General features: G+C 70.2%; 18 protein-coding genes. 3 read left to right on the top strand and 15 right to left on the bottom strand.

Annotated elements, in window-relative coordinates:
- The 7 genes from ACJ73U_RS14945 to ACJ73U_RS14975 all read right to left on the bottom strand — a co-directional run.
- The coding region (locus ACJ73U_RS14945; protein ID WP_407778213.1) for a DEAD/DEAH box helicase at window positions 1–1,576 on the bottom strand (1,576 nt) is incomplete at its 3' end.
- A gap of 29 nt (window positions 1,577–1,605) precedes the next feature.
- Window positions 1,606–2,499, bottom strand: a complete 894-nt coding sequence (locus ACJ73U_RS14950) for a diacylglycerol/lipid kinase family protein (protein ID WP_407778227.1) — start codon at window positions 2,497–2,499, stop codon at window positions 1,606–1,608.
- A complete protein-coding gene (gene tatC, locus ACJ73U_RS14955) occupies window positions 2,496–3,407 on the bottom strand; it encodes a twin-arginine translocase subunit TatC (RefSeq protein WP_407778214.1) in 912 nt (303 codons plus the stop codon). The genes ACJ73U_RS14950 and tatC overlap by 4 nt, the downstream gene beginning before the upstream one ends.
- A 32-nt stretch (window positions 3,408–3,439) precedes the next feature.
- Complete coding sequence (tatA, locus tag ACJ73U_RS14960; RefSeq protein WP_407778215.1) at window positions 3,440–3,742, bottom strand: Sec-independent protein translocase subunit TatA; 303 nt, start codon at window positions 3,740–3,742, stop codon at window positions 3,440–3,442.
- A complete protein-coding gene (locus ACJ73U_RS14965) occupies window positions 3,735–3,998 on the bottom strand; it encodes a bacteriophage holin (RefSeq protein WP_407778228.1) in 264 nt (87 codons plus the stop codon). The genes tatA and ACJ73U_RS14965 overlap by 8 nt, the downstream gene beginning before the upstream one ends.
- A gap of 600 nt (window positions 3,999–4,598) precedes the next feature.
- Window positions 4,599–5,564 carry a helix-turn-helix transcriptional regulator gene (locus ACJ73U_RS14970; protein ID WP_407778216.1) on the bottom strand — a complete coding sequence of 322 codons (966 nt, stop codon included), beginning with the start codon at window positions 5,562–5,564 and terminating at the stop codon, window positions 4,599–4,601.
- Window positions 5,561–6,532 carry a helix-turn-helix transcriptional regulator gene (locus ACJ73U_RS14975; protein ID WP_407778217.1) on the bottom strand — a complete coding sequence of 324 codons (972 nt, stop codon included), beginning with the start codon at window positions 6,530–6,532 and terminating at the stop codon, window positions 5,561–5,563. The genes ACJ73U_RS14970 and ACJ73U_RS14975 overlap by 4 nt, the downstream gene beginning before the upstream one ends.
- Window positions 6,533–6,765: 233 nt before the next feature.
- Here ACJ73U_RS14975 and ACJ73U_RS14980 point away from each other — a divergent pair, with 233 nt between their 5' ends.
- Both ACJ73U_RS14980 and ACJ73U_RS14985 read left to right on the top strand, forming a co-directional pair.
- Window positions 6,766–7,488 (top strand): FadR/GntR family transcriptional regulator, encoded by a 723-nt coding sequence (locus ACJ73U_RS14980; RefSeq protein ID WP_407778218.1) that lies wholly within the window; start codon window positions 6,766–6,768, stop codon window positions 7,486–7,488.
- Window positions 7,489–7,490: 2 nt separating this feature from the next.
- Window positions 7,491–8,186 (top strand): sterol desaturase family protein, encoded by a 696-nt coding sequence (locus ACJ73U_RS14985; protein ID WP_407778219.1) that lies wholly within the window; start codon window positions 7,491–7,493, stop codon window positions 8,184–8,186.
- Here ACJ73U_RS14985 and ACJ73U_RS14990 read toward each other — a convergent pair.
- Window positions 8,183–8,869, bottom strand: coding sequence for a WHG domain-containing protein (locus tag ACJ73U_RS14990; RefSeq protein WP_407778220.1), 687 nt, complete (start codon window positions 8,867–8,869; stop codon window positions 8,183–8,185). The genes ACJ73U_RS14985 and ACJ73U_RS14990 overlap by 4 nt on opposite strands.
- Window positions 8,870–8,954: 85 nt before the next feature.
- Between ACJ73U_RS14990 and ACJ73U_RS14995 the strand changes: the two genes are divergently transcribed.
- On the top strand, window positions 8,955–11,123 hold the full coding sequence (locus ACJ73U_RS14995) for an MMPL family transporter (RefSeq protein WP_407778221.1): 2,169 nt from the start codon (window positions 8,955–8,957) through the stop codon (window positions 11,121–11,123).
- 281 nt (window positions 11,124–11,404) lie between these two features.
- On the opposite strand, the gene ACJ73U_RS15000 is transcribed toward ACJ73U_RS14995, so the two are convergent.
- From ACJ73U_RS15000 to ACJ73U_RS15030, 7 genes are all read right to left on the bottom strand, one after another.
- Window positions 11,405–12,109 carry an ArsR/SmtB family transcription factor gene (locus tag ACJ73U_RS15000; protein WP_407778229.1) on the bottom strand — a complete coding sequence of 235 codons (705 nt, stop codon included), beginning with the start codon at window positions 12,107–12,109 and terminating at the stop codon, window positions 11,405–11,407.
- 257 nt (window positions 12,110–12,366) lie between these two features.
- Window positions 12,367–13,725: a Pup--protein ligase gene (gene pafA, locus ACJ73U_RS15005; protein WP_407778222.1), complete on the bottom strand. Its 1,359-nt coding sequence runs from the start codon at window positions 13,723–13,725 to the stop codon at window positions 12,367–12,369.
- Between the two features lie 81 nt (window positions 13,726–13,806).
- Window positions 13,807–14,568 carry a proteasome subunit alpha gene (gene prcA, locus ACJ73U_RS15010; protein WP_407778223.1) on the bottom strand — a complete coding sequence of 254 codons (762 nt, stop codon included), beginning with the start codon at window positions 14,566–14,568 and terminating at the stop codon, window positions 13,807–13,809.
- 33 nt (window positions 14,569–14,601) lie between these two features.
- On the bottom strand, window positions 14,602–15,483 hold the full coding sequence (gene prcB / locus ACJ73U_RS15015) for a proteasome subunit beta (RefSeq protein WP_407778224.1): 882 nt from the start codon (window positions 15,481–15,483) through the stop codon (window positions 14,602–14,604).
- Window positions 15,484–15,522: 39 nt separating this feature from the next.
- Entirely contained in the window at window positions 15,523–15,717 is a 195-nt protein-coding gene (locus ACJ73U_RS15020) for a ubiquitin-like protein Pup (protein WP_184809888.1), read from the bottom strand.
- A 127-nt stretch (window positions 15,718–15,844) separates the two neighbouring features.
- Window positions 15,845–17,353, bottom strand: coding sequence for a depupylase/deamidase Dop (gene dop / locus ACJ73U_RS15025; RefSeq protein WP_407778225.1), 1,509 nt, complete (start codon window positions 17,351–17,353; stop codon window positions 15,845–15,847).
- 52 nt (window positions 17,354–17,405) lie between these two features.
- The gene (locus tag ACJ73U_RS15030; RefSeq protein WP_407778226.1) at window positions 17,406–18,305 is read right to left on the bottom strand and encodes an aldo/keto reductase; all 900 of its coding nucleotides are present in this window, start codon (window positions 18,303–18,305) and stop codon (window positions 17,406–17,408) included.
- Window positions 18,306–18,425: the final 120 nt, after the last annotated feature.

An 18,425-nucleotide genomic window follows, 5' to 3' on the forward strand; every position in this document is an offset into this window, starting at 1 on the left:
CCTCGGCGTAGCCCTCGAGGGCCTCCCGGTTGCGCTCCACCCGCTTGGCCAGGTGCACCACCGAGCGGTCGGCCTGGAACTGGGCGAACGACTGCTCCAGCATCTCGCGGGCCTGCTGGGCACCGAGCCGTCCGACCAGGTTGACGGCCATGTTGTAGCCGGGCCGGAACGACGAGCGCAGCGGGTAGGTGCGGGTCGAGGCGAGGCCGCCGACCTGGCGGGGGTCGACGCCGGGCTGCCAGATGACGACCGCGTGGCCCTCGACGTCGATGCCGCGCCGCCCGGCCCGGCCGGTGAGCTGCGTGTACTCCCCCGGCGTCAGCTCGACGTGCGCCTCGCCGTTGTACTTGACCAGGCGTTCGAGCACGACCGTCCGCGCCGGCATGTTGATGCCGAGCGCGAGGGTCTCGGTCGCGAACACGACCTTCACCAGGCCGCGGACGAACAGCTCCTCGACGGTCTCCTTGAACGCCGGCAGCAGGCCGGCGTGGTGGCTCGCGAACCCGCGCTCCAGGGCCTCGCGCCACTCCCAGAAGCCCAGGACCCGCAGGTCGGCGTCGTTGAGGTCCTTGGTGCGGGTGTCGATGACCTTGCGGATCTCCGCGAGCTCGGCCTCGGTGTTCAGGCGCACGCCGGAGCGGACGCACTGGCTGACGGCCGCGTCGCAGCCGACCCGGCTGAACACGAACACGATGGCCGGCAGCAGCCCGGCGGCGTCGAGCCGGGTGATCACGTCGATGCGGGACGGCGGCCGGAACCGCGGTCCCCGTGGCGCCCCGGAACGCCGTCCGCGGGCGTTGCGGGGTCCCCAGGCGTCCTGGACGCGGTTCTCGTTCTCGGTGCGGCGCAGCAGCTCGGGGTTGATGCGCGGCTCGCCGTCCGGGCCCTCGCCGGTGAACAGGTCGAGCATGCGGTTGTTGACCAGCATGTGCTGCCACAGCGGCACGGGCCGGTGCTCGTCGACGACGACGGTGGTGTCGCCGCGGACCTCGACCAGCCAGTCGCCGAACTCCTCGGCGTTGCTGACCGTGGCGGACAGGCTGATCAGCCGCACCGACTCGGGCAGGTGCAGGATGACCTCCTCCCACACGGCGCCGCGGAACCGGTCGGCCAGGTAGTGCACCTCGTCCATCACGACGTAGCCGAGGCCGTCGAGGGTCGAGGAGTTCGCGTAGAGCATGTTGCGCAGCACCTCGGTGGTCATGACGACCACGGGCGCGTTGCCGTTGATCGAGGTGTCGCCGGTGAGCAGGCCGACCTGGTCGGGCCCGTAGCGGTCGACGAGGTCGGCGTACTTCTGGTTCGACAGTGCCTTGATGGGCGTCGTGTAGAAGCACTTCTGAGCCTTGCCCAGCGCGAGGTGCACGGCGAACTCGCCGACGACGGTCTTGCCGGCGCCGGTGGGGGCGCAGACGAGCACACCGTGCCCGTCCTCCAGGGCGGCGCACGCCTGCTGCTGGAACGGGTCCAGCGTGAACGAGAGCAACGACGTGAACTCGGTCAGTTCGGGGTATCTCGCACGCCGGCGGGAGGCCGTGTAGGACTCGGCGGGCGATGGAGAAGGGCTGGCAGCCACGTGTTCAAGGTTGTCACATGCTTCGGGGTTCACGCGGGTCGGCCGACCACCTCGAGGGCGTTCGGGACGCAGGTCACCTCGACGGGAAGGGGTCCGATGCGCTCACCGTCGGCGTAGGCGACCCAGCCGTTGGCCTCACCGATGCGGATCTTCTTCGTGCGTGACGTGGTGACCAGCGGATGGTGCACGTGGTTGCCGGTCCGCAGCCCGGGCAACATCCTGACCAGGTCGAACCGGGTCGCCCGGCGCAGGAGCGTGACGTCGAACAGCCCGTCGGCGGGGTCGGCGGCCGGGCAGACGGGGATGCCGCCGCCGTAGTACGGGATGTTGCCGACGGCGATCTGGGTGGCGTCGACCTCGATGCGCGTGCCGTCGTCCTCGATCGTCAGCCGGCCGTGCCGCAGACGCGCCAGCTCGGCGACGATCGCGAGGTCGTAGCGGCGCGGACCGGACGGCCAGCGCATGCGGTTGGCCCGCTCGTTGACCGCGGAGTCGAACCCGGCGCACAGGACGCCGGCGAACCACGGCCCGTCGGTGACGCGGCCGAGGTCGATGGTGGTGCGCGCGCCGTCCCTGATGGCGCTGACCAGGGCGTCGGTGGCGACGAGCGGGTCCTGCGCCTGGCCGGCGAGGGTACGGGCGAGGTCGTTGCCGGTGCCGGCGGGGATGACGGCGAGCGCGGTGCCGGTGTCGGCGCAGAACTGGACGCCCTGGTGGGCCGACCCGTCACCGCCGACGACGACCAGCAGGTCGAGGTCCCCGGCAGCACGCATGAGCCGGTGGGACTCCTCGACCGTGCCGGCCTCGACGGTGACCAGGTCGGTGAGGACTGTTCGGAGCCGCTCGGCGACCGTGCCCGCGACGCGACCCGCCCGGCCGAGCCCGGACGCGGGGTGGACGACCATCGCCGCTCTCACGGTCAGGTCACATCGTCGGTGTTGACTCTGTCCGGCTCCTCGGAGAAGTCGTAGTCCTCGGGGTGGTCGCCCCACCCGTCGGCGACAGCCCGGCGCTGCTTCTTCCGGTCGTGGACCCGGGCGATCTGCACGGCCAGCTCGAACAGGACCGTCATGGCGCCGGCGAGGACGGACATGCCGATCGGGTCGGTGCCGGGCGTGGCGAACGCCGCGAACACGAACAGGACGAAGATGATCCCGCGGCGCCACTTCTTGAGGTTGTTGTAGGGCAGGATGCCGATCCGGTTGAGCATGGTGATCACCAGCGGCAGCTCGAAGCTGACGCCGAAGATCAGCAGCATGATCAGGACGAACGAGATGTACTCGTTGGCCGCGAGTGCCGTGATGAACTGGTCACCACCGAAGCTCACCAGCACCGCGAGCCCCTTGGGGATCACCTCGTAGGCGAGCACGGCCCCGCACGCGAACAGGAACGACGCGAGGATCACGAAGATCCGGGTGAACTTGCGCTCGTTCTCGTACAGTCCGGGGGTGATGAACGCCCAGATCTGGTAGAGCCAGAACGGGCTGGTCACCACGGCGCCAGCGGCGAGCCCCACCTTGAACTGGATGAGGAACGCCTCGAACGGCTGCGTCTGCAGCAGTCCGCACCTGCCGTGCGCGAACTCGAGTCGAGGCGGAGCCGGCAGTGCACAGTAGGGCCCGGTCAGCAGGTGACCGAGTGAGGGAATCGGGCCGATCCGCCACTGGAACCACAGGAAGCCACCGATGCAGCCGACCAGCAGCCCGAGGAGGGCCATGGCAAGGCGGTGCCGCAGCTCGTACAGGTGATCCCGAAGAGTCATCGTGCCGTCGGGGTTGTGCCGGCGGCTACGGATCTTCTTCTTGTCGCGACGCTCGTCCCGGCGGTGCATGCGCGCCACCGTTCAGACCTGTTCTCTAGGACTTAGGCGTTCTTGTTCTGCTGCTCGACAGACTGCGGCACGACGCCGTTCGTCTGGGCCTGCTGCTGCACCGGCGGCTCGGGAGCGGGCGTCGGGGCCGGCGGCTGGGCCTGGGGCAGCTGCTGCTGGACAACGGGCTTCTCGTCGTTGTCCTTGTCGTTGTCACGCAGGCCCTTGGTCTCTTCCTTGAAGGCCTTCGCGGACTTGCCGAGCGAGCGAGCCATCTCAGGGAGCTTCCTGGCTCCGAAGAGCAGAACGATCACCCCTGCGATGATCAGCAGCTCGGGCACACCCAGGTTACCCACGGTCTTCCTCCTGTCTCCCCCGGCTGTTCGATGGTACGGCAGCCGGAGCGTGCTTCACCCGTGCCCGGGTGTCCCTGATCGCCACCTGGAGCGCCGCCAGGCGCGCCCTGAGGGTGCCGGTCTCGTAACCGACATTCGTCCGGTAGGCATCGGCGGCTTGGTTGAACTCCCTGACATGCCGCCACATCCGGACCAACACGACAACAAGCACCAACAACCCCACGACGACCAGGATCAAGGCCGGCAGGTACGACATCACAGTTTCTACCGTAGTGGGCGTGTGATGGAGGTGGGCTACCTAGTCCTTTTCTTCACACAGATCACACATGGACTGGTGGGGCGGGTGGGCGTGAGGTGGGTGGCTTGGGGTGGAGATTGGGAGGTGGGGATGGCTCTTTGGGATGGGGGAGCCGCTGAGCTGGAGGTGGACGGCAGGGGCGGCGGGCGAGGCCACGCAGGCGGCGGGACGAAGCGAAGTGCGAGGCGAGATGGCGGGTTGGGACCGGCAGAGCAGAACCGGCAAGGGCAGCAAGACGGTGGACGGCGAGGCAAGCAGGAGCGGCGCGGCGATAGACGCGGCATGCAACGGACTGGGGATGAGATCGGGAATGGCAGGCAGGCAGGCAGGCAGGCAGGCAGGCAGGCAGGCAGGCAGGCAGGCAGGCAGGCAGGCAGTGAAGAGGATCAGCGAAAAAAACCCGCCAGATCAACCCATCCCACTATCCAAATCAAGCGCCAAGCCCAATCCCCTACTCAACCGCGCCGACTGAGCAACCCCCTTGCCAAGCCACCGCTCCCCCACCCCCGGCCCGGACCCCGGACCCGGCCACACCGCCACCCAAACCCAGAGCCAGACTCAGCGATACCGAGCCAACGCCCGAACAGCACGATCCCGAGTAGCGGCAACCAACTCCTCCGGCCCCTCAACCACAACATCCCCGCCGAGCCCGAGCAGCAACCGCACCATCCAGGACAGGTCGGCGTAGCGCATCCATACTCGCAACCGGCCCTCGTCCAGTTCGGCGACGTCCTCTGTGGGGTAGTACTCCGACACCCATCGGGCGTCGGGCATCAGGACCAGTTGGGCCTCGGGTTGTTCCGGCTTCGGGCGGAAGAGGCCGGCGGTGGTGTCGGTCTGTTCGGCGTACGGGGGTGGGGCGGCGGGCTCGTCCAGGACGGTGACGTCGTCGATTCGGTCCAGGCGGAACAGGCGGACGCCCTCGGCTCGTCTGCACCAGGCTTCCAGGTAGCCGCGGCCTTCCACGATCAGCATGCGCATCGGGTCCACGGTTCGGTCGGTGATCTCGTCCTTGGACGCCGTGTAGTACGTCATGCGCAGTGCCCGCCGCGCACGCAGTGCGGACTGGACCACCTCGCGGGCGCGGGCCGTGGTCTCGCCCTCGCGGATGCCCAGGCCCACCGCGACGCCCGCCGGTTGGGCCTGGCCGGCCGCGGCCTCCACCTTGGCGACCGCTCTGCGGATGGCGTCGGCGTCCGCCACGCCCGGGGCGTCCAGCAGGGTGCGCAGGGCGACCAGCAGGGCCGTCGCCTCCGAGCCGGTCAGGCGGAGGGGGCGGCTCATGCCCGCGTCGAAGTTGACCGACACGGTGTCGCCCTCGAAGGACAGGTCGATCAGGTCGCCCGGGCCGTAGCCGGGCAGGCCGCACATCCACAGCAGTTCCAGGTCCTTGCGGAGCTGCTTGGCGGTGACGCCGAAGTCGGCCGCGGCCTCGTCGACCGCGATGCCCGGGCGTGCGATGAGGTACGGCACCAGCGCCAGCAGCCGTGGCAGGCGCTCGGTCGACGTGTTGCCCGCGTTCATGTCGACTCCGCCACGGCCAGCAGGCGCTCGTGCACGGCCTTGCGCAGCACGTCCGGTTCGAGCACGACCGCGTCCGGGCCGTAGCCCGCGATCCAGCTCGCCGCCGAGTCGGTGTGCACGACCTCCAGCTCGACCACGTCACCCACCTCGCCGTCGAGCTCGCGCTCGGCGACCACCGTCGCGCGGCGCCGTAGGCCGGCGGCGCGGTGCTTGGCGAGCCACAGCCGGACGGTGGACGTCTCGATCGGTTCGTTGCTGGTGCTCGCGACGAACTTCAGCAGGTCGACCTCCGGCGGGCGGCGCACGGTGCCCGGCCTGCCCAGCAGTCGCACGTCGCCGACGATGCGGGACAGGCGGAAGCAGCGCGGTGCGTCGCGGTCGCGGTCGTGCCCGACCACGTACCAGCGGCCGCGCCAGGACACCACGCCCCACGGCTCCAGCGTGCGGCTGCGTAGCTCGGCCGGCGAGGGCCGGCGGTAGTCGAAGCTGACGGCCTGGCCGGCCTGCACGGCGGCGAGCAGCGGACCGAACGCCGGCTCGGTCGTGCGGACCTTCGGCTCCACCACCGCCGGCACGCCCTGGTCGACGTCCACCCCCGCGGCACGCAGCTTCAACAGCGCGCCGTGCGCCGCGCCGGTCAGCTCCGGGGAGTCCCACAGCCGGACGGCGAGCGCGACCGCGGCCGCCTCGTCCGGTTCCAGCTCGATGTCGCCGAGCTCGTAGTCGCGCCGGGCGATGCGGTAGCCGTCGATCTTGTCGAACGACCAGTTCCGCCCGACCTCCAAGGGGATGCCCAGCTCGCGGAGCTCGGTCTTGTCGCGCTCGAACATGCGGAAGAACGCGTCGTCATTGGGCGCGTCGGCATAGCCGGGAACAATCTTGCGAATGCTCTCGGCAGTCAGGTACTGGCGCGTGGACAGGAGGCACAGCACCAGGTTCACGAGTCTTTCAGCGCGGACGACGGACACGTTTCGAACTCTAGCCCGACTGGGTCAGGGGAGTCCCGTTGGCGCGCCAGGGTGTTGGAGCGAACGGTCCTTTGGTGCACTGGTCCAGACCATCGTCGAAAGGTCGGCGCAGGTCGGGCATCGGGTGAACCGGAGGGCGGCGTCCGACGTGGAGTGAACAGAGGACGGGTTGCCTGTGGATAATATTGGTATGACCACTTGACCTGTTGCAATGTTTGTGGGTAACTCTCCTCATGGCACTGCAACCCGTTGCCCGGCGCTCGGTGCCGGATGAGGTCTTCGACCAGATCATCGATGATGTTGTCAGTGGTGAGTTCGCACCTGGCGAGTCCCTGCCCAGCGAGCGAAAGCTCGCCGAGGTGCTCGGCGTCTCCAGACCCGCGGTCCGCGAGGCCCTGCAGCGCGTCGCGCAGGCCGGCCTCGTCGAGGTGCGGCAGGGCGACGCCACCACGGTCAGGGACTTCCGCCGGCACGCCAGCCTCGACCTCCTCCCCCGGCTGCTCTTCCCCCGCGCCGAGCTCGACCCGGGCGTCGCACGCAGCGTGCTCGAGGCCCGGCTGCTGGTCGGTCCCAAGGTGGCCGCGCTCGCCGCGGAGCGGTCCGCGACGCGCATCGGCAAGGCGCTGCGGGAGATCGTCGCGGGGCTCGAGGTCGACGAGGACCCCCTCGCGCGGCAGAGGCACGCGCTGCTGTTCTGGGACCAGATCGTCGACGGCGCCGAATCCATCGTGTTCCGGCTGATGTTCAACAGCCTGCGCGCCGCCTACGAGCCGGCCATCGCCGCGCTCGCCACGATGATGGAGGCCGAGGTCGGGCAGATCGAGATCTACCGCGCGCTCGCGGACGCCATCGTCGCCGGGGACGCGGACCGCGCCCGGCGCGCCGCCGAGGACCTGCTCACGCCCGCCACCAACGCCCTGCTGGCCGCGGTCCGCAAGCTCGAGGAGATGCCGTAGCCATGAGCGACGACGTCGACAGGCTGGCCAGGGAGCGGCTGCGGGCGGACGAGGCGAAGCGCAGGTCGATCAGCCTCGGCGAGGCCGCCAGGGGCTTCTGGTGGCACCCGTCGCCGTGGCTGATCGGTGTCTTCCTCATCGGTGTGGGCACCGCGCGCGTCCTCGTCGGGGACTGGCGGTTCTCCGACGCGTGGACGCCGCTGGCGATGCTCGCCGCCTTCCCGTTCTTCGAGTGGGTGGTCCACGTGTGCGTCCTGCACTGGCGGCCGCGGCGGCTGGGGCCGGTGACCATCGACCCGCTGCTGTCCCGCAAGCACCGCGCCCACCACGTCGACCCGCGGGACGTGCCGCTCGTGTTCATCCCCTGGCAGGTGCACCTGTGGCTGCTGCCGATCATCCTCGCGATCGGGCTGCTGGCGTTCCCGCGCACCGGCCTCGGTCTCACCTTCATGACCGTGGTCGGGCTGCTCGGCATGGGCTACGAGTGGACGCACTACCTCATCCACAGCGACTACCGGCCCCGCTCCCGCCCCTACCGCGCGATCTGGCGCAACCACCGGCTGCACCACTACAAGAACGAGCACTACTGGTTCACCGTCACCAGCTCGGGCACCGCTGACCGGGTCCTGGGCACCTGCCCGGACCCGCGGGAGGTGGAGAACTCCCCCACCGCCCGCGCCCTGCACGGCACCGCCTAGCGACCCCTGGTGAACTCCTTCGCCAGCAGCGCCTCCAGGTCCGGCGCCAGCCCGGCGCCGCTCAACCCGCGCCCGAGCACCAGCATGCTCCGCACGATCATCTCGTCACGCATGTCCTCCGGCATGTCACGCAGCGGCCCGTGCAGCAGCGTGGCCAGGCCGTGGATCGTCGACCACGCCGCGAACTCCGCCATCGGCCGGCGCCGCCGGCTCAGGTAGCCGACCCTGACCAGCTCGTCCACCGCCTCGACCAGCATCATGAACGGGCCGATCTCGTCGCGTTCCTCCGGCGGGGGCATCGTCGGGCCGTCCGCCGAGAACACGGTCTGGAACAGGCCGGGCTCCGCCCGCGCGAACGCCAGGTAACCGCGGCCGATCGCACCGAACCTGACCAGCGCGTCGCGCACCGGATCACCCGTCGACGTCGTCCTGGCCGCGATCTCGGCGTGCATCGACCTGGTCAGCTCGTCGAGCGCGCGCTCCTTCGCGGCCATCAGCAGCTCCTCGTGCCCCGCGAAGTGCCGGTACGCCGCCGTCGGCGTCACCCCGACCTCCCTGGCCGCCGCGCGGACGGTCACCGACTGCGGGCCGCCCTTGGCCGCCAGCTCAGCCGCGGCCGCGACCAACGCGTTGCGCAGGTCGCCGTGGTGATAGCCGCGCTTGCCCGGAGCTGAGGATTCCATGAGACCGATGTTGACACCAGTCAACATCGCATGGCAAGTTAACAGGCGATAAGTTTACGGGTGCACACATAGAAGGAGGGGCGCGATGTTCGGACGGATCGGGCGGTTCGCCGCGACGCATGCGCGAAGCGTGCTTCTGGTGACCTTGCTGGTCGTGGTCGGTGCCGGCGCGCTGGGCTTCACCGCGTTCGGCAAGCTGAAGTCCGACGGCGGGTTCGTCGACCCGGCGGCCGAGTCCAGCAGGGCGCAAGAACTGGTCGACCGGCGGTTCGGCGGCGACAGCGACATCGTGTTCCTGCTCTCGCCCGCCACGGGCACGGTCGACGACGCGGCCAACCAGCGGGCCGGCGCCGAGCTGACCGACAGGCTCACGAGCGACCGGGGGCTCGCCGACGTCGTCTCGTACTTCACGACCAGGGCGCCGCAGCTGCGTGCCGAGGACGGACGGCACGCGCTCGTGGTCGCCAAGCTGACGGGCACCGACGAGGTCGAGCGGCTGCGCGAGGCCTACGCCACCGGGTCCGGCCCGCTCCAGGTCCGCGTCGGCGGGCCGGGCGCGGTCGGCACCGACATCGGTGACCAGGTCGGCGGCGACCTCGCGCTGGCGGAGTCGATCGCGGTGCCGATCATCCTGGTGCTGCTCGTCATCGTGTTCGGCAGCGTGATCGCCGCGCTGCTGCCGCTGGCCATCGGCGCGCTCGCGGTGCTCGGCACGTTCGCCCTGCTCGCGGTCCTCGGCTCGGTCACGGACGTGTCGGTGTTCGCGATCAACCTGACCACCGCCCTCGGGCTCGGCCTGGCGATCGACTACGCGCTGCTCATGGTGTCCCGGTTCCGCGAGGAGCTCGACAAGGGGCAGGACCCGGTCGAGGCCGCCGCCCGCACGGTCGCCACGGCGGGCCGGACCATCATGTTCAGCGCGCTGACGGTCGCGGTCGCGCTCGGTGTGCTGATGATGTTCCCCCTGTACTTCCTGCGCTCCTTCGCGTACGCGGGCGTCGGCGTGGTGCTCATCGCGATGGTGAGCGCGCTCGTGGTGCTGCCGGCGCTCCTCGGGCTGCTCGGCGGTCGCGTCAACTCGCTGCGGTTGCCGTGGCTGAAGCGGACGCCCGGCTCGGCGTCGGCCGTGTGGGCGCGGATCGCGTCGGTGGTTCTGCGCCGGCCCGTGCTGACCGGCCTGCCGGTGGTGCTCGTGCTGGTCGCGGCGGCGGTTCCGCTTCTGGGCGTGCGGTTCGGCACGCCGGACGACCGCGTCCTGACGACCGCGGCACAGACCAGGGCCGTCGGCGACGTGCTGCGCGCGGACTTCCCCGGCGACGACGCCAGGATGCTGGACGTGGTGACCACCTCGCCGGTGGGCAGCAACATCGTCGGCGACTACGCGCTCGCGCTGTCGGAAGTCAATGGGGTGAGGTCGGTGACCGCGAGCGTCGGCACGTTCGTGGACGGCAGGGCGGTCGGCGGGGGCAACCCCGCGTACGCGTCGGAGACCGGGCTGCAGCGGTTGGCGGTGCAGAGCGCCTACGACCCGCACTCGACGCAGGGGCAGGACCTGGTGGCGGCGGTGCGTGCACTGCCGGTGGACGGCGTGAACGGGGTGGACGCGCTGGTCGGTGGCAACGCGGCGCAGCTCGTGGACAGCAAGGACGCGATCGGCAGCAGGTTGCCGCTGGCGGCGGGTCTGATCGCGGTCAGCACGTTCGTGCTGCTGTTCCTGTTCTCGGGAAGCGTGTGGCAGCCGATCCGGTCGCTGCTGTTCAACGTGCTCGGTCTGTCGGCGACGCTGGGTGTGCTGGTGTTGGTCTTCCAGCACGGGTGGCTGTCGTCGTGGCTGGGGTTCACGCCGCTGCCGCTCGACACGGCCATGCTGGTGCTGCTGTTCTGCATCGTGTTCGGGCTGTCGATGGACTACGAGGTGTTCGTGCTGAGCCGGATCAAGGAGGCGCACTCTCAGGGCGCCGGCCTGGAGGAGGCGGTGACGCACGGGCTGTCCCGAATCGGCCGGATCGTGACGGCGGCGGCGACGCTGCTCGCGGTGAGCCTGCTGGCGTTCGGGACGAGCGGGGTGAGCTTCATCCAGATGTTCGGGATCGGCAGCGGCCTGGCGATCCTCGTGGACGCGACGCTGATCCGGGGGGTTCTGGTGCCGGTCGGGATGCGGGTGCTGGGGCGCGCGGCGTGGTGGGCGCCGCCGGTTCTGCGCCGCGTGCACGACCGGGTGGGGTTGCGTGAGGAGGAACCCGCTGCTGTGTGAGTCGTTGCCGGTGGCGTGGCCTCCGGCCCCCGGATCCAGCGTAACGGGGAGCACCGACAGAACCGGCGCCTGTGGACAGACGCCTGTGGACGGTTCGGGATTGTCGGTGGTGTTCGGTAGCGTGGAACCGGGGGCCGGAGGCCAGGCCCGGTGGGCGCGGGACTGATCGTCCGTTCGCAGGGTCCGGAGATGATGTTGCCGGGCCGAGTGTCAGAGGCCGCCTCAACGCCTGGCCGCAGCGGAAGCTCTGGCCGGGGCGGCCGGCCTGTTCACGAGGTCGCTCAGTTTGTCGCGGCGGGGTTCAGCGTCTGTGTTGGGGTGTCTCGCGTCAGGCCCAGGCGTTCGAGGGCCGGCCAGGCGTTGTCGTTGACCGTGATGGCGCGGTGGGGGTCGCGGGTCAGCCAGTTGGCGGTCAACGCTCGGTGGAGGATTGCGGCGGGGAGGGCGCCGGCCAGGTGTTCGCGGCGTTCGGTCCAGTCGAGGCAGTCCCGGAGTAGGGCGCGGCGGGTGGTGGGGAGTTCCACGCCCAGTTCGGTCAGGGTGTTGCGGCCCTGGGGGGTTATGGTCAGGCCGTCACGGTCCGTCAGGAGGCCCCTGGTCAGCATGCCGTCCCGTAGGGCTACGCCCAGGCGGCCTGCCAGGTGGTCGTAGCACGTGCGGGCCTGGGCCAGGCGGCGGGCGCGGACGCTCGCGCGGAGGCCGCGGGGTGGCTCCGGGCCGGCGTGGTTGGCCAGGCGTTCGATGAGATCGGCGATGTTGGGGCCGGCCAGGCGGATGTAGCGGTGCCTGCCCTGCTTGAGGGTGCGGACGAAGCCGGCGTCGGCGAGGGTTCGGACGTGTTCGCTGGCCGTGGACGGGGCCACGCGGGCGGCGTGGGCCAACTCGGTCACGGTCCACGCTCGGCCGTCGATCAGGGCCAGACACATGGTGGCCCGGCTGTTGTCAGCCAGGACGGCGGCGACCTCGGCTAGCTTCATGACCTCGATGCTAGGTCGGCGACACCTCGGCGATCGCCGAAACGTCCGGTGGGCAGCCTGGACCCGCTCAGAAACCGGTGGGCGCGCTGGCGCCGGTCAAGGTGGACCGGAAGGCCAGCAAGGTGAAGCCGGACCCGACCAACAACCCAGGCCCAAGCACCCATGAACCATCGTGGCCAACAAAGCCGGCCTTGCCAACTCCGCCCCGTTGCCAACCCGCCCTCACCATGCCCCCGGCCCCACCCGGGACCCGGGACCCGAGAACCTCAGAGCGACGCGATCAACCGCTCCACCCGCTCATCCACCGCCCGGAACGGGTCCTTGCACAGCACCGTCCGCTGAGCCTGGTCGTTCAGCTTCAGATGAACCCAGTCGACCGTGAAGTCACGCCCTGCCTGCTGAGCGGCGGCGATGAAGTCGCCGCGGAGCTTGGCACGGGTGGTCTGGGGTGGGGTGTCCTTGGCGGCCTCGATCTCGCCGTCCTCGGTGACCCTGGCGACCAGGTCCTTGCGTTGTAGCAGGTCGAAGATGCCGCGGCCGCGGCGGATGTCGTGGTACGCCAGGTCCAGCTGGGCGATCCTCGGGCTGGACAGCTCCAGGCCGTGCTTGGCCTGGTACCGCTCCACCAGGCGGTGCTTGATGGCCCAGTCGATCTCGCGGTCGATGCGGGTCAGGTCCTGGGCCTCCACCGCGTCCAGGGTCTTGCCCCACAGCTGGATCACGCGCTCGGCCACCGGGTCGGAGCCGCGCTGGGCGACGTGCTCGGCCGCGCGGGAGTAGTACTCGCGCTGGATGTCCAGGGCCGACGCCTCGCGGCCGCCGGCCAGGCGGACCAGGCGGCGGCCCGTCAGGTCGTGGCTGATCTCGCGGATGGCGCGGATCGGGTTGTCCAGGCTGAAGTCCCGGAACTGGACGCCGTCCTCAATCATCTCCAGGACCAGGTTCGCGCTGCCCACCTTCAGCAGCGTCGTGGCCTCGGCCATGTTCGAGTCGCCGACGATCACGTGCAGGCGGCGGTAGCGCTCGGCGTCCGCGTGTGGCTCGTCGCGGGTGTTGATGATCGGGCGGGACCTCGTCGTCGCGGACGAGACGCCCTCCCAGATGTGCTCGGCGCGCTGCGACAGGCAGTACACCGCGCCCCGCGGGGTCTGCAGCACCTTGCCGGCGCCGCAGATGAGCTGACGCGTCACCAGGAACGGCAGCAGCACGTCCGCGATCCGCGAGAACTCACCCGCGCGGGTGACCAGGTAGTTCTCGTGGCAGCCGTAGGAGTTGCCGGCCGAGTCGGTGTTGTTCTTGAACAGGAAGATGTCGCCGCCGATGCCCTCGTCCGCGAGCCGACGCTCGGCGTCGACGAGCAGGTCCTCGAGAATCCGCTCCCCCGCCTTGTCGTGCGTGACCAGCTGTACCAGGTCGTCGCACTCCGCGGTGGCGTACTCGGGGTGTGAGCCGACATCGAGGTAGAGGCGTGAGCCGTTTCGCAGGAACACGTTCGAAGAACGTCCCCAGGACACCACTCGACGAAACAGGTACCGCGCGACCTCGTCCGGGCTCAGCCTGCGCTGTCCGTGAAACGTACAGGTCACGCCGAACTCGGTTTCGATGCCGAAGATCCGCCGCTGCATCCCTTTAGCCTAGGCGTTTCCGGGCCACAGTTCTCGTGGCCGCTCGGAGGTGAGACAAACTAGTCATCGAAGGCCGTCCCGTCACGCTTGGTCAGTGCTATTGGACTCCGCGTCGGGGGACTCCGCGGACTCCTCGGTGGATTCGGATGAATCGGACGGCAGGAGCGCGGTCAGCGCGGCGCCCTCGATGCGGCGGAACGCTCGCTTGGGTCGCGTCCGGTCGAGCACCGCCACCTCCAGCTTGCCCACGCCGTTCTCGCCGTTGCTCGCCGGGGAGCCCGCCGACAGCGCGGCCACCGCGAAGCCGAGTGCCGCCTCCAGCGACATGCCCTCCTCGTAGGTCTCCTTCATCTTGGTGGAGACCGGCTCGGTCTGACCGCCCATGACCAGGTACGACGCCTCGTCCACGATCGAGCCGTCGAAGGTCAGCCGGAACAGCTGGTCGGTCTCCGGCGTCGCGCCCACCTCGGCGACGCACAACTCCACCTCGTACGGCTTGAGCTGGTCGGCGAACACCGCGGCCAGTGTCTGCGCGTACACGTTGACCAGCAGGCGCGCCGACACGTCACGCGGGTCGTTGGCCAGGCCCCAGAGGTCGACGTGCCGGATGCCGCCGCGGCGCAGGCCGTCGTACTCGCTGTAGCGGCCGGTCGCGGCGAACCCGATCCGGGCGTAGATCTCGGACACCTTGTGCAGCGTCGCCGACGGGTTGTCGGCGACGAACAGCACGCCGCCCGCGTACTTGAGCGCCACGACACTGCGGCCCCTCGCGATGCCCTTGCGGGCGTACTCCGAGCGGTCCCGCATCAACTGCTCGGGCGAGGCGTACAGCGGCATCGTCACGGTGGTGGCTCCTCTTTGTTGCTGGTAGGGATGTCAGCCGCGGGGCTGGCTCGTCCTGGCGGTCACCACGGACTCGGTGACCTCGGCAACCCTGTCCTCGGACAGGTGCACGGCGCCCTCGGCCGCCGTGATCGTCACGATCTGGGGGTAGATCCTGCGGGCGAGGTCCGGCCCGCCGGTGGCCGAGTCGTCGTCCGCCGCGTCGTACAACGCCTCGATCGCCATGCTGATCGCGGCGTCCTCGTCGCAGCCCGGATCCCACAGCTTCTTCAGCGCCGAGCGCGCGAACAGCGAGCCCGAGCCGACGCCGTGGAAGCCGGCACGCTCCTCGTACCGGCCGCCGACCACGTCGAACGACACGATCCGGCCGGCGCGGGCCGGGTCCGACGCGTCGACGTCGTAGCCGACGAACAGCGGGATCGCGGCGAGGCCCTGCAGGGCCGCGTCGAGGTTGCCCCGCACCATGGCGGCCAGCTTGTTGGTCTTGGCGTCCAGGGACAGCGAGACGCCCTCGAGCTTCTCGTAGTGCGACAGCTCGACCTGGTAGATCCGGACCATCTCGACGGCGAGGCCGGCCGTGCCGGCGATGCCCACCGCGGAGTAGGTGTCGGCGACGAACACCTTGTCCATGTCGCGTTGTGCGATGAGGTTGCCCGAGGTGGCGCGCCGGTCACCGGCGATGAGCACGCCGCCGTCGAACGTCATGGCGACGATCGTGGTGCCGTGCGGCGGCTGCGGCGTCAGGTCGGCCAGCTGCCGGGCACGCACGGGCTCGACAGCGCCCAGCCCACCGCCGCCCGGGAGCAGGTGTGGTGCCTGGACCCGGAGGAAGTCGACGAAGGAGGACGTCTCGGCCGTCATGTAGGCAGCCGGGAGCGATGCGCCGGGCATGGCGCGAAATGGGGTGTGTTCCATGCCTGCTTTCTGTCCGTTCGGTGGGGACAGCGAGAGAATCTACTCGCCACCCTTTTGCACGTACGCGCGCACGAAGTCCTCGGCGTTCTCCTCCAGCACGTCGTCGATCTCGTCCAAGATCGTATCGACGTCCTCGCCGAGCTTCTCCCTGCGTTCCTGACCTGCTGGTGCGGCGCCGTCGACATCCTCGTCGCCGTCACCGCCGCCCTGCCGCTGGGTCTGTTCCTGGGCCATCTCGCCTCCCTATCGGGGCTTGTCCTCCCCAAGATTACCGACCGGCACTGACAATTTCGCGGACCATCCGGTTGATGATCGTGAATCGGGACATTCGCTGTCAGCGAACGGGCGGCTACTACTTGGACTACTTCTTCGGACCACTGGTGAGCGCGTCCACCAGTTGCTCCGCCGTCGACGAGGCCTCCAGCAGCTCGCCCACGTGGGACTTGGTGCCCCGCAGCGGCTCCAGTGTGGGGATGCGGACCAGCGACTCGCGGCCCAGGTCGAAGATGACCGAGTCCCAGGACGCCGCCGCGATCGCGTTCGGGTAGCGCTCCAGGCAGCGGCCGCGGAAGTAGGCCCTGGTGTCATGCGGCGGCGTGGTGATGGCGGCCTGCACCTCCTCCTCGGTGACCAGGCGCTTCATCGAGCCGCGGGCGACCAGCCGGTTGTACAGGCCGTTGGCCAGCCGGACGTCGGAGTACTGCAGGTCGACCAGGTGCAGGCGCGGCGCGTTCCAGGCCAGGCCGTCGCGGGCGCGGTAGCCCTCCAGCAGCCGCAGCTTGGCCGGCCAGTCGAGGCGGTCGGCGCACTCCATCGGATCACGGGCCAGCGCGTCGAGCGTGTCGCCCCAGGTCTGCAGCACGTCCAGCGAGACCGCGTCCTGCTCGGTGCGGTCGATGTGCTGGGAGATCAGCTCGTGGTAGGCCCTCTGGATGTCCAGGCCGGTGTACTTGCGGCCGTTGGTCAGCTCGACCGTGATCCGCAGCGTCGGGTCGTGGCTGATCGCGTGCACCGCGCGGACCGGGTCGGCGAGCTTGAGCGAGTCGAACCGGACGCCCGCCTCGATCAGGTCCAGGACCAGCGCGGTGGTGCCGACCTTGAGGTAGGTGGAGGTCTCGGCCAGGTTCGCGTCGCCGATGATCACGTGCAGCCGGCGGTACTTGTCGGCGTCGGCGTGCGGCTCGTCGCGGGTGTTGATGATGCCGCGCTTGAGCGTGGTCTCCAGCCCGACCTCGACCTCGATGTAGTCGGCGCGCTGGGACAGCTGGAAGCCCGCCTCCTCACCGGCCGCGCCGAGGCCGACCCGCCCGGAGCCGACGACGACCTGCCGCGAGGCGAAGAACGGCGTCAGCCCCGCGATCACCGCGGTGAACGGCGTGTTGCGGGCCATCAGGTAGTTCTCGTGGGTGCCGTAGCTGGCGCCCTTGCCGTCGACGTTGTTCTTGTACAGCTGCAGGCGCTGCTGGCCGGGCACGGTGGCGGCCCGCATGGCCGCCTCCTCCATGACCCGCTCCCCCGCCTTGTCCCAGATGACGGCGTCCCGCGCGTTGGTGACCTCGGGCGCGGAGTACTCCGGGTGCGCGTGGTCGACGTAGAGGCGGGCGCCGTTGGTGAGGATGACGTTGGCCGCGCCGAGGTCCTCCACCTCCGGGTCCGACGGCGGCACGCCGGGCGCGCCGAGGTCGAACCCGCGCGCGTCCCGCAGTGGCGACTCGACCTCGTAGTCCCAGCGGGCCCGGCGGGCGCGCGGGATGTCCGCGGCGGCCGCGTAGGCCAGGACGACCTGCGTGGAGGTCAGTACCGGGTTGGCGGTCGCGTCTCCCGGCACGGCGATGCCGTACTCCACCTCGGTACCCATGATCCGGCGCATGTCCCCAAGCCTACGGTCCTGGACCGACATCGCGCCGATACGGGTGGGTCGCTCACGCCCAGGCGAGTGATGAGCGGTGTTCCCAGTACGCCGCCGGCGGCTCCGCGAGGTCCGGCAGGTCGACCTCGACCGCCAGGGCCGCCAGGTTGCTCGCCAGCTGTCCCGTGCCGGCCGCGCCGGACAGGACGGTGTCCGCCCACGGCTGGGCCAGCGCGGCGGCCAGGGCGACCGCGTCCGGGCCCACGCCGAGGGTCCTGGCGAGGGATGCCACGGGTGCCGGCGGGTCCACCGCCAGGCGGCCGTTGGCCACACCCTCCTTGACGAGCACGTGCGCGCCCGCCGCGTGTGCCTCCGCCAGCGCCGGACCAACAGACGGCTCCAGCACGTTCCAGGTCGACTGTACGGCCGTGAAGACGCGCACTCCGTGCCGTTCCAGGGCGAGTGCCCGGCGCACCACCGCAGCCTGTTCGGGACCGGAGGTCGAGAAGCCGACCCGCACCGGCGCCGAAGCCAGCGCGTCCTGCAACGCCAGGTCGTCGAACAGCGGGCTGTCCGGGGTCAGCGAGTGCACCTGGTAGAGGGACAGGTGTGGGCCCAGCAGGGACGTGCTCTCCGCCCACTGGAGGCGAAACCGGTCGAGTGTATGGGACTTCTCCTCGTGCACGGCCGCGTCCAACCGCCAGTCGCCCACGTACGCGTAGCCCCACTTGCTGGACACGGTCACGTCCGTCACCGCGCGGTCGGTGAGCCAGCCCGCCAGGAACTCCTCCGCGAGCCCGTACGAGCGGGCCACGTCCACCCAGCGGACGCCGGCCGCGTGGGCGGCGTCCAGGACCGCCCACGACGCCTCACGCATGGCCTGAACAGAACGGACGAGCGGCAGCTCGGACCGGCCGACGTTGATGTACGCCGGCCGGCCGAGTGCCGCCAGTCCAAGTCCGAGCCGGAGCACCTGCTACAGGTACTGGCCCGTGTTGGTCGCCGTGTCGATCGCCCGACCCGACTCCTGGTTCTTGCCGGTGACGAGGGTGCGGATGTAGACGATCCGCTCGCCCTTCTTGCCCGAGATCCG

This window comes from Actinophytocola sp., from assembly GCF_045807065.1.
GTDB lineage: Bacteria > Actinomycetota > Actinomycetes > Mycobacteriales > Pseudonocardiaceae > Actinophytocola.

Coding starts and splice junctions, on each gene's coding strand:
- dop (WP_407778225.1), bottom strand. CDS start 17,353: ATGCGCCGGATCATGGGTACCGAGGTGGAGTACGGCATCGCCGTGCCG.
- prcB (WP_407778224.1), bottom strand. CDS start 15,483: ATGGAACACACCCCATTTCGCGCCATGCCCGGCGCATCGCTCCCGGCT.
- ACJ73U_RS14970 (WP_407778216.1), bottom strand. CDS start 5,564: ATGAACGCGGGCAACACGTCGACCGAGCGCCTGCCACGGCTGCTGGCG.
- ACJ73U_RS14990 (WP_407778220.1), bottom strand. CDS start 8,869: ATGGAATCCTCAGCTCCGGGCAAGCGCGGCTATCACCACGGCGACCTG.
- pafA (WP_407778222.1), bottom strand. CDS start 13,725: ATGCAGCGGCGGATCTTCGGCATCGAAACCGAGTTCGGCGTGACCTGT.
- ACJ73U_RS14985 (WP_407778219.1), top strand. CDS start 7,491: ATGAGCGACGACGTCGACAGGCTGGCCAGGGAGCGGCTGCGGGCGGAC.
- ACJ73U_RS14965 (WP_407778228.1), bottom strand. CDS start 3,998: ATGTCGTACCTGCCGGCCTTGATCCTGGTCGTCGTGGGGTTGTTGGTG.
- ACJ73U_RS14980 (WP_407778218.1), top strand. CDS start 6,766: ATGGCACTGCAACCCGTTGCCCGGCGCTCGGTGCCGGATGAGGTCTTC.
- ACJ73U_RS14995 (WP_407778221.1), top strand. CDS start 8,955: ATGTTCGGACGGATCGGGCGGTTCGCCGCGACGCATGCGCGAAGCGTG.
- tatC (WP_407778214.1), bottom strand. CDS start 3,407: ATGCACCGCCGGGACGAGCGTCGCGACAAGAAGAAGATCCGTAGCCGC.
- ACJ73U_RS15020 (WP_184809888.1), bottom strand. CDS start 15,717: ATGGCCCAGGAACAGACCCAGCGGCAGGGCGGCGGTGACGGCGACGAG.